At 37.5% G+C, this 13,906-nt stretch carries 12 protein-coding genes, 2 tRNA genes and 1 pseudogene; 11 read left to right on the top strand and 4 right to left on the bottom strand.

Going from position 1 to position 13,906, the window contains the following annotated elements; translation table 11 throughout:
* From HYG88_RS14610 to purB, 10 genes and pseudogenes are all read left to right on the top strand, one after another.
* Positions 1-90 (top strand): annotated as a pseudogene (locus HYG88_RS14610) (IS5/IS1182 family transposase); the annotation flags it as partial.
* A gap of 183 nt (positions 91-273) precedes the next feature.
* Positions 274-675 carry an MCR_0457 family protein gene (locus tag HYG88_RS14605; protein WP_005159320.1) on the top strand — a complete coding sequence of 134 codons (402 nt, stop codon included), beginning with the start codon at positions 274-276 and terminating at the stop codon, positions 673-675.
* 113 nt (positions 676-788) lie between these two features.
* Positions 789-1,937 carry a D-alanyl-D-alanine carboxypeptidase PBP5/6 gene (gene dacC / locus HYG88_RS14600; RefSeq protein WP_005159319.1) on the top strand — a complete coding sequence of 383 codons (1,149 nt, stop codon included), beginning with the start codon at positions 789-791 and terminating at the stop codon, positions 1,935-1,937.
* Between the two features lie 91 nt (positions 1,938-2,028).
* Positions 2,029-2,577 carry a gamma carbonic anhydrase family protein gene (locus tag HYG88_RS14595; RefSeq protein WP_178883347.1) on the top strand — a complete coding sequence of 183 codons (549 nt, stop codon included), beginning with the start codon at positions 2,029-2,031 and terminating at the stop codon, positions 2,575-2,577.
* A 57-nt stretch (positions 2,578-2,634) separates the two neighbouring features.
* Entirely contained in the window at positions 2,635-3,720 is a 1,086-nt protein-coding gene (locus HYG88_RS14590; protein WP_218647901.1) for a DUF262 domain-containing protein, read from the top strand.
* The gene (locus HYG88_RS14585; RefSeq protein WP_178883346.1) at positions 3,720-4,643 is read left to right on the top strand and encodes a hypothetical protein; all 924 of its coding nucleotides are present in this window, start codon (positions 3,720-3,722) and stop codon (positions 4,641-4,643) included. The genes HYG88_RS14590 and HYG88_RS14585 overlap by 1 nt, the downstream gene beginning before the upstream one ends.
* Positions 4,644-4,696: 53 nt before the next feature.
* Positions 4,697-5,185, top strand: coding sequence for an NUDIX hydrolase (locus tag HYG88_RS14580; protein ID WP_034602674.1), 489 nt, complete (start codon positions 4,697-4,699; stop codon positions 5,183-5,185).
* Positions 5,186-5,189: 4 nt separating this feature from the next.
* Positions 5,190-6,323 carry a tRNA 2-thiouridine(34) synthase MnmA gene (mnmA, locus tag HYG88_RS14575; protein ID WP_005159307.1) on the top strand — a complete coding sequence of 378 codons (1,134 nt, stop codon included), beginning with the start codon at positions 5,190-5,192 and terminating at the stop codon, positions 6,321-6,323.
* An 18-nt stretch (positions 6,324-6,341) separates the two neighbouring features.
* Complete coding sequence (gene hflD, locus HYG88_RS14570; RefSeq protein WP_005159305.1) at positions 6,342-7,073, top strand: high frequency lysogenization protein HflD; 732 nt, start codon at positions 6,342-6,344, stop codon at positions 7,071-7,073.
* A gap of 103 nt (positions 7,074-7,176) precedes the next feature.
* Entirely contained in the window at positions 7,177-8,565 is a 1,389-nt protein-coding gene (gene purB, locus HYG88_RS14565) for an adenylosuccinate lyase (RefSeq protein WP_004953312.1), read from the top strand.
* A 118-nt stretch (positions 8,566-8,683) separates the two neighbouring features.
* On the opposite strand, the gene HYG88_RS14560 is transcribed toward purB, so the two are convergent.
* Positions 8,684-8,965, bottom strand: a complete 282-nt coding sequence (locus HYG88_RS14560; RefSeq protein ID WP_005159303.1) for a hypothetical protein — start codon at positions 8,963-8,965, stop codon at positions 8,684-8,686.
* 23 nt (positions 8,966-8,988) lie between these two features.
* Entirely contained in the window at positions 8,989-10,020 is a 1,032-nt protein-coding gene (locus HYG88_RS14555) for a filamentous hemagglutinin N-terminal domain-containing protein (protein WP_372616685.1), read from the bottom strand.
* 590 nt (positions 10,021-10,610) lie between these two features.
* Here HYG88_RS14555 and HYG88_RS14550 point away from each other — a divergent pair.
* Positions 10,611-13,325: a M66 family metalloprotease gene (locus HYG88_RS14550; protein ID WP_005159300.1), complete on the top strand. Its 2,715-nt coding sequence runs from the start codon at positions 10,611-10,613 to the stop codon at positions 13,323-13,325.
* A 177-nt stretch (positions 13,326-13,502) separates the two neighbouring features.
* Here HYG88_RS14550 and HYG88_RS14545 read toward each other — a convergent pair.
* Positions 13,503-13,576 (bottom strand) — tRNA-Trp (locus HYG88_RS14545).
* Between the two features lie 62 nt (positions 13,577-13,638).
* Positions 13,639-13,723, bottom strand: a tRNA-Leu gene (locus tag HYG88_RS14540).
* Between the last annotated feature and the right edge of the window lie 183 nt (positions 13,724-13,906).

The following is a 13,906-nucleotide window of genomic DNA, read 5'->3' as shown; positions in this document are numbered from 1 at the left end:
AGAGGAATAGCTACTCGATATGACAAGCTCAAAAGAAATTATCAAAGTTCTGTTGCTTTAGCCTGTATATTTTTATGGCTACCTTTATAGGGTTAATTATGAACAGTAAATGTCAACAGACCCTAATATGCCATTAAAATTTGGAAGCGTTTTCAAATTTAAGATTTGAAAACGCTTCCATTTAATTTCCTACAGCAAACATACAATCTACTGATATTTTTATGCTATAAGCTATTCAAATTCTTTAAGTCTTGTTTCTGAGTTTGAGTTCTTATGAAGAAAAATGTTTTCAAAACACTAGGTTTATCATTTCTCATTACTTCCAGTCTTTTCACAACAACCGTATTTGCCGCAGAAAAAAAATCTGAACCTGAAAAAATTGAAGTTACACCAACATCTGAAGGCGTGACTCCTCAAGAACTTGCTGCAATTTATGTATTGTCAGAAATCTGCCCAGATTTAATTGGCAAAGATCTAAAATTTAATAAAGCATATGACAACCTCGTCAAATCATACTTATCAAATGAACCAAATGCTGTAGACATCCTCAATAAACGTGCTAAAACCAAAGAGTTCCAAGCTCCTCTTGCTGAAGCGCGTAAAGATGCGAAGGCTGCATCTGAAGATGATAATCGTCAAATTTGCGATGATGTTCGGAATTATTATTCTAAGTAACTGATTAGTTACAATACTGCATGAAAAAGCCGACTTCTACCGTAGAAGTCGGCTTTGCTTTGTCCTAAAATGCTAGGCTCATCTGCTTCACACAAGATATTGGAACACCTAGAATGACTCAAAAAAGCGCTCTTGCTGCATTATTACTTTTGCCAAGCCTTTCATATGCAGCGACTGTCCTACCGTCTCCACCAGAATTAAATAATAAATCCTATGTATTAATGGATTACGAGACAGGACAAATCCTTGCTGCAAAAAACGAAAATGAAAAACTCGCACCCGCGTCTATGACCAAAATGATGACAAGCTACATCATAGAACAAAAACTTTTAAAGGGTGAATTAACAGACAACGAACAAGTCCGTATGAATGAATCAGCATGGTGTCGTGGTACCAGTGCTGAATCATGTATGTATGTACCATTAAATGGGACAGCAACTGTCCTAGAAATGTTACGTGGCATTATTATTCAATCAGGCAATGATGCATCTAAAGCAATGGCCGAACACATTGCGGGCAACGAAGGTACATTTGCCCATATGATGAACCAGGAAGCCAAACGGATTGGCATGGTGAACACCCATTTCATCAACTCAACAGGGATGCCTGCTGAAGGTCATTACTCAACAGCAAAAGATATGGCTGTTCTTGCTCAACACATTATCAAAGATAGCTCTAAATACTACCCGATCTATTCAGAAAAAGAATTTACGTTTAATGGTATTAAGCAAGGCAACCGTAATGCATTGCTTTATACAGACCCAAGCGTTGACGGTTTGAAAACAGGTCATACGGATGAGGCTGGTTACTGCTTAACCACATCAAGTAAACGTGGTCCAATGCGTTTGATTTCAGTCATCTTCGGTACGCCAAGCATGAACGAACGTGCTGGACAGACTCGGACATTATTAGCATGGGGTTTTGCAAACTTCGAGACTGCAAATGTACAACCTGCTAACCAAGTGCTTGCTAAAGCAAAAGTATGGTTTGGTAAAGAAGATAATGTTCAAATTGGTCTTGCTGAAAACTTCAACGTAACCATGCCTAAAGGTCAAGCGGACAAAATCAAAACTCAACTTGTAGTTCAACCTAAATTGAATGCGCCTTTAGCCAAAGGTCAAGTTGTGGGTAAATTAGTTGCAAGCCTTGATGGTAAAGTGATTGCAGAGAAACCACTAGTTGCATTAAAACCTGTTGAAGAAGCAGGCTTCTTTGCTCGTCTAATTGACCATATCAAGATGTTCTTTAGTAACTTATTCTAATTTTAGAATTGCTGATATTAAGCATTCATGCTCTTGGGCATGAATGCTTTTTTATTTTATAATTCATCTATATTTTATATTGATCATACTCATGGCTAAGAATATTCGTCCCTATCTCGATCAAAAACCTGATGTTGATTCAAGCTGTTATGTGGATGACATGTCTGTCATCATCGGTGATGTCAAATTAGCAGAGAATGTTTCTGTTTGGCCTTTTGCCGTGATTCGTGGTGATGTCAATTCAATTCAGATTGGCAAAAACAGTAATGTACAAGATCATTGTATGTTACATGTCAGTCATAAAAATCAAGCTAAACCAAATGGTTCGCCTCTCATCATTGGCGAAGATGTGACGGTTGGACATCATGTGACTTTACATGGTTGTACCATTGGTGATCGTGTCCTGATCGGGATTAATACCGTTGTTTTAGATGACGTGATTATTGAAGATGATGTAATGATTGGAGCAGGTAGCCTTGTGCCACCACGTAAAGTGTTAAAAAGCGGTTATCTATATGTCGGCAGCCCAGTACAACAAGTTCGTGCACTGACTGAAAAAGAAATGGAATTTTTACCTTATTCAGCACGCCATTATGTGAAAGTGAAGGATAATTATATCGAGGCCCCTCCAATCCCTTGATTTATATTGTTAATTATATATCATTCAATATATATCTTTTCTATTTGAATCTATACAATGAATTCTATCGATACTGTTATAAAAAAATTTAATAATTCTCAAGAGTCTTTGGTAATTCAACAGTCAGATTTTTCATTAGAGACTGTTTCACGAATGATTGAAAACAATATCATCGATTTACATCCTCATTATCAAAGAAGAAATAGATGGTCAGATGACAAACAATCAAAATTAATTGAATCTTTTATATTAAATGTACCAGTACCTCCCATATATTTTTCTGAAGATGAATATGGAGTTTATAGTATAATCGATGGAAAACAAAGATTAACTGCTATTCATGATTTTTTAACCAATAAATTTAAATTAAAAAATTTAGATGTATTTAGTGAATTGAATGGATTGGAATTTCATGAACTTCCTGTTCAAATCAAAAATGCCTTAACAGTGCGCCCCTACATAAGAGTAGTTACTTTATTAAAACAGTCCAACCCTGAGTTAAAATACGAAGTTTTTCTTAGATTAAATACAGGTGGTGATTCACTAAGACCACAGGAAATTAGAAATGTTGCATTTGATGGAAGTTTGAATAAATTATTATATCAACTTAGTGACAATTCAATATTAAAGAATAAATTAAAAATTACGGATAGCTCATCAAATTCTTATCGAAAAATGGATGATTTAGAAACAATTTTGAGATTTTTTTCGTTATCTTTTTATTGGGATAAACTACCAAGTCAGACGATTTCAAAAGTAATGGATATTTACATGAGTCAACATAAAAACATAGACTCCTCTAAAATTGACTCACTCAACCAAAAATTTACTAAAACCATTAGTATTTGTAATGAAATATGGTCAGGCAATGCATTTTACAAACCAATATCTGAATCAAATTATCGAGAACAATTTATTGCCCCTTTATACGATGCACAAATGATTGCAGTAAGCTTAATAATTGATGAATTAGGAGAATCCTCTTTACTAAACATCAATAGAGAACTTTTAGGAAAAGAAACACTTACTCTATTTATTTCAGATTTAGATTTCCTAAAATCAGTCACTCAAGCTACAAATAACTCTCATAATATTCACAAAAGAATTACAAGTATTTATAATATGCTTAAAGGTTTAATATAATGCCTACAGCTAAACATAATTTTTTAGAACGACTTTTTACCATTAAAAAATCCTTATATATTCCCAATGTAATTGATGGTTTGCCAACGCAAACAGATCACAACAACATTGCACGATTATTGCGCAACGGGTTAGCTGTGGTCGGATTCGTAGCATTAGAAGATTTTATTAAAAATCGTACAATTGAGATATTAAAAGAAGTTTCAACTTCATTCATTTCGTTTAATAATTTGACTGAGGATTTACAATACCATACAACAGTAGAAGTTTTGAAATCAATATTAAGAATCGCAAGTTATCAAAATACTAAAAGTGATAAAATTAGTTTCATTCAACATGAGACCAAAATAATTTCATCATCATTAGATACCGCATATGATTTAAATAGTTATTCATTTGGTTATAACAATTCAAATATAACAAGTGACGAAATTAAAAAAATACTAAATTCATTCAATATAGCTGATCCTTGGCGAAAGATGACACTACTATCATCAACTATTGGTTTAACATCCTTACCATTAGATAACTCATTCAAAAATGCAGCATCAAGAAGGCACACTGCCGCTCACAACACAGCCTCCACCATTCCCATTCAAGATTTATATCAATACATTCAAGAGGCAATTGCAATTGCATTAACATTTGATGCATTAATTTCTATAGCCAAAATAAAGTTAATACATGAAAATAGTAATTTTATTTCAAAAACAATTACTATTGATAACAACTCCATAAATTTAAGTTTTGTAAAATATGAAAATAACAAATGGAAATATAAACGCAAGGGAAAAACAAAAGCTATTAAAACTGATATTGATAAAACAACACTACTCTCAAGCGTAAGACCAATAGCTCAATCAAATAATGAATGCCTCATCATATACGATGAATCAAATAATATTATTGATTGGCAAACATAGCCAAAAACTCCCAAATTTTGTAGAATACGTTTTTTAAAATCATGGTGCTTTCTATGACCGCTTGGACACCCCATGTCACAGTCGCTACTGTAGTCGAAAAAGACGGACGTTTTCTGTTTGTTGAAGAACACAGCGAAGGCTTTGTACATACCGTGTTTAATCAACCTGCGGGACATGTAGAATGCGATGAGACCATTATTCAAGCAGCGATTCGTGAGACCTTAGAAGAAACAGGTCATCATGTTGAAATTGATCATCTGCTTGGGATTTATACCTATACTCCCCCGATGTTTCCAGATCGTACCTATTACCGTTTTTGCTTTTTAGCACATGTCACCTCAGTTGAAGAAAATGCGCAACTGGATACAGGTATTGTTGGTACAGTATGGATGAACTTAGATGAGCTACAAGAATCAGCACGTGCTAGAAGCCCATTGGTTGTAAAAGTAATTGAAGATGCCCTTGCTGGCAAAAAATATCCCTTATCGCTCATTTATGAGCACCCTTTCTCTCCCTCATTAACTTCTCATTTGGACGCTTAATTAGATGCAACAACGTGTCATCGTCGGTATGTCTGGTGGTGTAGACTCCTCTGTTTCTGCCGCATTATTACTTCAACAAGGACATCAAGTTGAAGGTCTTTTCATGAAAAACTGGGAGGAAGATGATGGTACGGAATACTGCACAGCACTTGAAGACTTAGCTGATGCGCAAGCCGTTGCAGATAAAATTGGTATCAAGCTGCACACTGCGAACTTTGCCATGGAATATTGGGATCGCGTGTTTGAACACTTCTTGGCTGAATATGCTGCAGGTCGCACACCAAACCCAGATATCTTGTGTAATAAAGAAATTAAATTCCGTGCATTCCTCGATCATGCGATGACTTTGGGTGCAGACTTTATTGCAACAGGTCACTATGCCCGTCGTGGTTCAAGCATGCAGAATTCACGTGGCGAAACCTATGCCCCATTACTGCGTGGTGTCGATAATAATAAAGACCAGACTTATTTCTTACATGCGGTACATGGTCGTGAAATTAACAAGACCTTATTCCCTGTGGGCGAAATTGAGAAACCCGAAGTTCGTCGCATTGCAGAAGAGTTAGATCTGGCAACTGCCAAGAAAAAAGACTCGACGGGTATCTGCTTTATTGGTGAACGTCGTTTCACCGATTTCTTAAAACAATATTTACCTGCACAAGCTGGAAAAATTGTTTTAGAGTCAGGTAAAGAAGTTGGTGAACATCATGGCTTGATGTACTATACGCTCGGTCAACGCGGTGGTATTGGTATCGGTGGTATGAAAGGTGTACAAGAAGGTGCATGGTTCGTACTCCATAAAGATATTGCCAATAATCGCTTGGTGATTGGTCAAGGACATGAGCACCCACTCATGCAAAGCACACAGCTTTGGAGTGAGTCGATTGATTGGGTCGCAGGTGAACAGGACATCCCAAGTACAGGATTCCGATGCACGGCAAAAACCCGTTATCGCCAGCCTGATCAAGCGTGTACAATTTATCGTGATGAGCAAACCGAAAATGGTATTCGAGTTGAGTTTGATGAACCACAAAGAGCTGTAACTCCTGGACAAAGCGTGGTGTTCTACTCCGGAGAAGTGTGCTTAGGTGGTGGTGTGATTCACCATACCAATGCACCTGAACCAGATTTTATTTAAGGAAATTGGAAGCGAAGCATGGTGGAGTTACCCTTTCAGCACGCCCAAGCGTTGAATGTTCGACAAAATCGTGCTTTGGCATTGGCTGCTGTGTTTCAAGCAACTCAGCTCACGCATATGACCGCAATGGCGGGTCAGCAAAGTATTGGCGATAGCGGTAATTTTTATTTTGAACTACTGATTAAAGCCAGTCTTAATATTCGCCCAGCCACCAATAATGCCACTCAAACTTTAGATTTTTTTAATCAACTTGCAGATATCTCTCTTGGTTTAAAAACATTAGAAGGTTGTATAACCCAACCTTTTAATACTGCGCCTAAATCTCGTATTCCGAAAATGTCGACAGCTAAACTCCCAATGTCTTATGCAATGGCGTTATTGCAATTAGAAAAGAAAGTTTATAACAATCCTGAATACGTCAAAATTATCGAAACGGCTCAACAAAAAATCCTAAAACAGTTGTCTTTTTTCGATAATAACTATTTGCACCCAAGTATTATTGCCAATTTAGCTCAGACCTATGTTGAAACTGCTGGGCAAATTAATCCACGTATCCTTGTCCGTGGTAATGCTGAAGCTTTTAAAGATATGAATCATACAAATCGAATCCGTGCTTGCCTCTTTACAGGTCTACAACTTGCGCATTTATGGCGACAACTGGGCGGTAGCTCATGGAGTATGATCTTTAGTAAACGTAAGCTTTTACAAGATATTCAAGCTCTTGCTCGTTTGCAGTATCAGGTCGTTTAAACCGATGCTAGAGCAAATTTTTTATACCGTTTTACAACCTCTATAAATCTCTCTTGAGGAATAAATAAAGTTCTGCAAGAGAGACAAACTTTAAGGAATCTGTATGAATGCTTTAACCGCACTCTCACCACTTGATGGACGTTATGCGAGCAAATGCGATGCTCTACGCCCTTTTTTGTCTGAGTTTGGTTTAATCCACGCTCGTGTCACTGTTGAAGTGCGTTGGTTACAAGCACTTGCAAATCGTGCAGAAATCATCGAAGTACCTGCATTTTCTGCTGAAACGAATGCTGCTTTAGATGCGATTGTGACGAATTTTTCTGAAGAAGATGCAAACCGCATTAAAGAAATTGAACGTACAACTAACCATGATGTAAAAGCAGTTGAATATTTCCTTAAAGAAAAAATTGCCAATATTGATGAATTAAAAAATGCGGGCGAATTCATTCACTTTGCATGTACATCTGAAGACATCAACAACTTGTCTCATGCATTAATGCTTAAAAATGGTCGTGAAGTTCTTGTTTCAAGCATGAAGCAAATTCTGAACGCAATTTCTGCTTTGGCAACAACGCATGCAGAACAGCCAATGTTATCCCGTACTCATGGTCAAACTGCTAGCCCAACAACTTTGGGTAAAGAAATGGCGAACGTTGCTTATCGTTTAGCGCGCCAAATCAAGCAATTTGAAAATGTTGAATTATTGGGCAAAATCAATGGTGCAGTAGGTAACTACAATGCTCACCTTTCTGCTTATCCAGAAATTGATTGGGCTGCACATGCACAAGCATTTGTTGAATCTTTAGGTCTAAGCTTCAACCCATACACCACTCAAATCGAGCCACATGATTACATGGCTGAATTGTTTGATGCATTACGTCGTTATAACACGATCTTGATCGACTTTAACCGTGATGTTTGGGGCTATATCTCTCTTGGTTACTTCAAGCAAAAATTAAAAGACGGTGAAGTTGGTTCTTCAACAATGCCTCATAAAGTAAACCCTATCGACTTCGAAAATTCAGAAGGTAACCTAGGTATTGCAAATGCGGTATTGGGTCACTTAGGTGAAAAACTTCCAGTTTCTCGTTGGCAGCGTGACTTAACTGACTCAACTGTTCTTCGTAACATGGGTGTTGGTTTTGCACAAAGCTTGATTGCTTTTGATGCTTGCTTAAAAGGTATTGGTAAACTTGAACTCAATGCTAACCGTTTAAATGAAGATTTAGACCAAGCACAAGAAGTTCTTGCTGAACCGATCCAAACAGTAATGCGTCGTTATAATGTTGAAAAACCTTACGAAAAACTAAAAGCACTTACTCGTGGTCAAGCAATGACACGTGAAATGATGGTGAACTTCGTTAATGGTGATGAACTTCTTCAAGTTCCAGCTGATGAACGTGCTCGTTTAGCAGAGCTTACTCCTGCTACATATACAGGTAATGCGGCTGAACAAGCAAAACAAATCAATGATTTGATTAGCAAAATCTAAGCTGATCATTCAATCATAAAAAAGCAAAGCCTCGGCTTTGCTTTTTTTATTTCTTAATTTTTCTAGTTAAAATCATCAAAATCCCAACGATTTTAACTGATCACCACCCGATTTTTATTTAAAAACGTTTACTTAAATTAAGCCAAGCTTCGACATCATTACGCTTATCAACGCTATCAGGTTGTGAGCCTATCGGGAACCCAACAGTTAATGCTGCTTGCAATTGCATCGCATTTGACCAGTTTAGTCCAAAACCTGCACTACTAATCTGTTCTATATTTTTGCCTGTTAAACCACTCCACTCTCGTGCTTGGTGTTTAACCGTTGCTGTATCGACATAGATCTTCGCTGCAAGTTGATTTTGTGCAGAAGCATATAAACTCTGTCTAAGTTCAGACAAAATGTAATATCCAGTTGAACCACTTAATGCGCTATTCTTATATCCTGCAATATTCGATGCACCACTTTTACCTGCGCTGCACTGGTTTCAATAAAACCACCTGCCTGACCATTCCGACCTTCTGATTTTAAAATACCACTGACGTTGGTTGTGCCTTGTTGCACATCGGCAAGCAAAACAATTTCACCTTTGGCATTTTGACTCAAACGATTGGCTTCAATAATACCGCTGTGATTCACCACGGCTTTGCTTAAGCTATCTTTGGCTTTTGCAGTTAAATAAATTGCACCGTTATTGGCAAAAATCGCGCCACGGTTATCAATCAGACCTTGCAATGTCCCAATTTCAACTTTGTATTCAGTCAGTTGACCATCTTGTAATTTTAAAGTGACTTGATCGGCTGCGGTTAAGTGAATAACACCATTATGTGCCTGAATCTGCCCTTCATTGATGACCGTTGATGCAATAAAAGCAACAACGCCACCATTGGCAATAACTGAGCCATAGTTCTCAACACTGGCAGCATTTCCCTGATTTTGAAGCTTAAATTTCCCACTGACAATATCACTATCGGTGACATTCAATGTTGATGCCACAATCCCACCGACATTCACTTGTGCCGTTTTAGAGAAAATCACACCATTCGGATTCAATAAAAAAACTTGCCCGTTGGCATTCAGTTTCCCCATAATTTGACTGGCGTTACTATCCAAAACACGATTTACTGCAATCGAAGAAGTATTCGGCTGATAGAAATTGACCGTCGCATTTTGCCCAATGTTAAAACTATCCCACTGGATACCTACATTTTGACTATTTTGATGAACGTTTAACGTATTATTATTTTGACTGACTTGTGCCGAGCCAACGGTGACATTACCACCTGTTGGCAGTTGTACATCAGATACTCCTGCCCAAAGTGAGATTGGAAGCAGTGCTAAACTTAATAAAGATAAACGTAGGGTCTGAAACCAAGTTTTTGTCTCTTTAACATGCCCTGTCACCGTTGAACTCTGACCGCCTCGCGAATGACTTCGTGTTAATTCCGAAGTCACTTGCCAACAAGCTAAGTTTTATTCCATACAGTTCTATAAACTTTATTCATTTCTACGCCACCCCAAAATTAATATCAGCGCTAAACTTAAAACTGCCATTTAAAAAAAATGGAATCAAAATATAAGAATTATGTGTTCCCTCTATCATTTTTAATACAATAAAGGCAATTAAACACATTATTTAAAAATATGAATTTTAAATAATAAAGGAGACACACAAAATAATCACAAAGATACATTAATTATATTTAATTTAAAACCCACTGCATTTTTAATTAAGACTAAATCCAATTGATAAATTAATTTAAAGCTCAATAAAATAAGCTTAACAAACCATGTATAATTATAATTTTTGCCAAAATGTGTCAATAAATGTCATTCAATAACATAGCCTTATATTTCGAGAACACCACATCTATATTAAAAATTTACAAAACAACATTAACACTTGGTTAAAAAAACAAGAACAATATCACGAAAATAGCATATATACCTCATATCAAATATATATACTCACCAATTAAATATAAGTTATATTATTTTTAAATAACCCCCTATTTAACACTTTATTAACTCGGTTAATTAAAAATATGAAAAATGTGACAAAACCCTCAATAAGCACGTTAAGCTTTTGTATTTCACTCTTATTATTATCTGGTTGTGGGGGAAACTCTCAAGAAACAACTGATAATAATAAAACTGATTCGGTGACAAATAGTCAAGCAAAGGCACTTACGACATCAGGTGCTTATCCTGAGCCAAGTAAAGATGTTTTTGATTCAAATACTTTGGGATTCTACGATTACGACTTACAGGGTAATACGCGACCTTTACGTAATGATCTTGTCGGTAGTTTTGCAGCAATGATCCAATTTGCACAAAACCATACCGTAGACCCGAATGGTAACGAGGCGAAAAGTATGCCTCGTCTTACCAGTGAAAAAGATGCTCTCCTTTTAGTCACCCCAAATACCGACATGGGTGAGGTACAACAACTGAATGCAGAAATCTATTTAAATAGTCGTTTAATACGTCGTGTTGCATTACAAGAACCCACTCAAATCCCCGCCTCAGATCAATCTAACGGCGATGCTCGCCCAAGAGTTCAATACTCTAAACGCACATGGACAGCAGCCCTTAACTGGGATGAAGTCAAACCGGGTTTAAATATTCGTATTGTAGATCCTGTCAGCCTTAAAAACGGGCGACTAGATGCACAATCGATTGATTTTGGAGCGCCGGGTGAATTAGTGGTTCAAAGCATTCGTTTAGGCATGCTCACCGCACCTCGACAATCTAGCGGTCACTATATGCTGAACGAACCTGAAAAAGCGGGTACTGATTATTTTGAAACGATTCCTGCGGCAAAAATGATCGTCACAAAGTATGATGACATGCAACTGAATCAAGTCATGGTTGCAAGTGGTGTCATTTATAATGACAAAAGTGCAACAACAGGTGATGTTTACAGTGGTGATATGCGAGAAAATACTGCTAAATCAACATTTAGTACAGGAATCAACCTTGCAAACTGGGGTGTAACCAGTGCATCAATGTTAAGCCAAGAGCAACCTCAACTGACTCAAAGTGCAGTCATTCACCATGCTTGGGGTAAATACCAAAATGGTGATGTCAATCACGGCTTAAGTGGTGGTAATGGTATCTTAACACTGATCGATTCTGTGGGTAATGAATTCAGTCATGAAATTGGGCATCACTATGGTTTAGGGCATTATCCCGGACAAAATGCTGAAAACTACTTTTGGTCAGCCCATCATCCTGACAGTGGATGGGGTTATATTGCTTATCGCAACCGTATGCGAGGCAATTTAAACTGGAATAATACAAATCTAGAAAATCGCTTAGGTGGCACACCAATTTTCCAAAATGCCTATACTTACGGCACTGATGCTATGGCAGGAGGTAATTACTCGAGCTCCCTCTCCCGTTTTACTCATTACACGGGTTATAGCACACAACTAAGAATTCAACCTGCATTTGATCGTGCTGTGTGGGATTCCACCTCTCCAACTGGATATAAACGCTGGAACGCGACAACTCGCCAAATGGATGTCACTCAACCTAAAGTTCCAAACTCAAATCAAGTTTGGTACAACCGCCCAGATGGCAATTATTTAAAACCCACTCAATTTGGTGTACCCGTTTTTACCATTTTAGGTGGCTATGACCCAGTCAACCAAATTGGTCTGCTTTATCCTGCAGCACGTGGTAATTGGGGGAACGTGTTTTCACTTCCTCAAGCACAACTGGGTCTTGCAAATGCAAGCTGTTGGATTAATGTCAAATATGCATTAAAAGCTGAGGAAAACATTGCGCTCGCACCAAATCGAATGAATGGAAATGCAAATAAATTGCACATTAACTTGGCTCAAAGCGATGCACCACTCAGCGTTGATTTATACTGTAAACGTGCGAATGAACAAGCCAATAAACTTTCATCGATTGTTATTCCAAGTTATGCCCAACCTCTACCTGCTGCCGTAACGATTGGTAAGGAACAAGGTTATAAAGCTTTACGCAAAGTTGAACTTCCACAATTAGAACAAGCTTTACTCAGCAATCAAGGCAAACTCGTCGCTAATTTATCTCCAAGTAATAAAATTCTTTATGATTCTTATAAGAATTTTAAAAATGAACTTTCAACAACTGCGCAGCAAGAATTAGAACGTTTTAGCAACCAACAAAAACAGCTATATCGCTTAAACCGCTGGGTCAATGTATATCGTAGTGACTTAACAGCGAATGTGACTGCTGCTCATACTGCTTTAAAAAGCTTTGTTGCTCAACTTGGTCTTTCCAATAGTAATCCATTGGCTGGCGCCACTATGTTGATTATGCCAAACATGAATTCAGCGTGCCTCAAGACAGAAATCTCAAGTAGTACAGGGAAACCAAGTGTATACATGAGTGGCAAAAATGGCTGTACAGGTGATAGTGCTAGTTTATGGGTCTATGATGCTGTAGGTAAAATCCATAGCGTACAATATCCTGAACTTTGTTTATCAGGTGCAACCCTTGCCAGCTGTAATAACAGCGTAAACAATCAGGTTTGGGAAACACCTGTAACAGGCCCAACACAGCAATTCCGTCAAGGTAATACCTGCCTTGATTTGAGTGGTGGCGGTGCACCAGCCGCAGATGGTCGTGGTACTTTAATCACATACGGTTGTAGCAGTGGAAATAATCAAAAATGGACGATTACCACAGCTAGCCAAAACTTTATTTTAGCTGCTGCTACAGGGCAAAATTTACCACTCTTGGCAACTGTATTAGCAACACCATAATCGATCAATATATAAAATCACCAACTTAAGATTAGGAAACCTATGTGTTCCCTAGTCTTTTTATATAAGTCAAAACAGGCTATGTATGCTTTGAGCAAATATTTCTATACTTTTACTCAAACATCAAATTGAGAAAATAAAAAAGCCCTTGTAAATACAAGGGCTTTTTTATTTATTTGGCAGAGGATCAAGGACTCGAACCTTGACGAACGGTTTTGGAGACCGTCATGCTACCATTACACCAATCCTCTATAACTGCATGATTAATTCATTTTTGATCTAATCATAAAAGTAAGAAACTTACTTTTAAATTTGGTGGGGGCGAAGAGACTCGAACTCTTACACCTTGCGGCGCTGGAACCTAAATCCAGTGCGTCTACCAATTTCGCCACGCCCCCGATGAATGTGTATATTAGTGATAAACTTTCTTGCTGACAAGCCTTTTTTATAAAAAAACTCTCTGTACACGACAAATTTCATAGAGCCCTTGTCCTATCAGGCTTTTTCTTTCTTAAAATTGCGAGCACTTTCTTAAATTCTTCTTTTTTTCCAAAACCAATCAAACGTAGAATAGCCATCTG

It is taken from the genome of Acinetobacter sp. SwsAc4, from assembly GCF_013391535.1.
In the GTDB taxonomy this organism is placed as follows: domain Bacteria; phylum Pseudomonadota; class Gammaproteobacteria; order Pseudomonadales; family Moraxellaceae; genus Acinetobacter.
This window is presented reverse-complemented; position numbering and strand designations above follow the sequence as displayed.

What these genes read in the sequence shown, in the direction of transcription:
- HYG88_RS14605 (WP_005159320.1), top strand. Translation starts at nt 274, where the DNA reads ATGAAGAAAAATGTTTTCAAAACACTAGGTTTATCATTTCTCATTACT.
- dacC (WP_005159319.1), top strand. Translation starts at nt 789, where the DNA reads ATGACTCAAAAAAGCGCTCTTGCTGCATTATTACTTTTGCCAAGCCTT.
- HYG88_RS14595 (WP_178883347.1), top strand. Translation starts at nt 2,029, where the DNA reads ATGGCTAAGAATATTCGTCCCTATCTCGATCAAAAACCTGATGTTGAT.
- HYG88_RS14590 (WP_218647901.1), top strand. Translation starts at nt 2,635, where the DNA reads ATGAATTCTATCGATACTGTTATAAAAAAATTTAATAATTCTCAAGAG.
- HYG88_RS14585 (WP_178883346.1), top strand. Translation starts at nt 3,720, where the DNA reads ATGCCTACAGCTAAACATAATTTTTTAGAACGACTTTTTACCATTAAA.
- HYG88_RS14580 (WP_034602674.1), top strand. Translation starts at nt 4,697, where the DNA reads ATGACCGCTTGGACACCCCATGTCACAGTCGCTACTGTAGTCGAAAAA.
- mnmA (WP_005159307.1), top strand. Translation starts at nt 5,190, where the DNA reads ATGCAACAACGTGTCATCGTCGGTATGTCTGGTGGTGTAGACTCCTCT.
- hflD (WP_005159305.1), top strand. Translation starts at nt 6,342, where the DNA reads ATGGTGGAGTTACCCTTTCAGCACGCCCAAGCGTTGAATGTTCGACAA.
- purB (WP_004953312.1), top strand. Translation starts at nt 7,177, where the DNA reads ATGAATGCTTTAACCGCACTCTCACCACTTGATGGACGTTATGCGAGC.
- HYG88_RS14550 (WP_005159300.1), top strand. Translation starts at nt 10,611, where the DNA reads ATGAAAAATGTGACAAAACCCTCAATAAGCACGTTAAGCTTTTGTATT.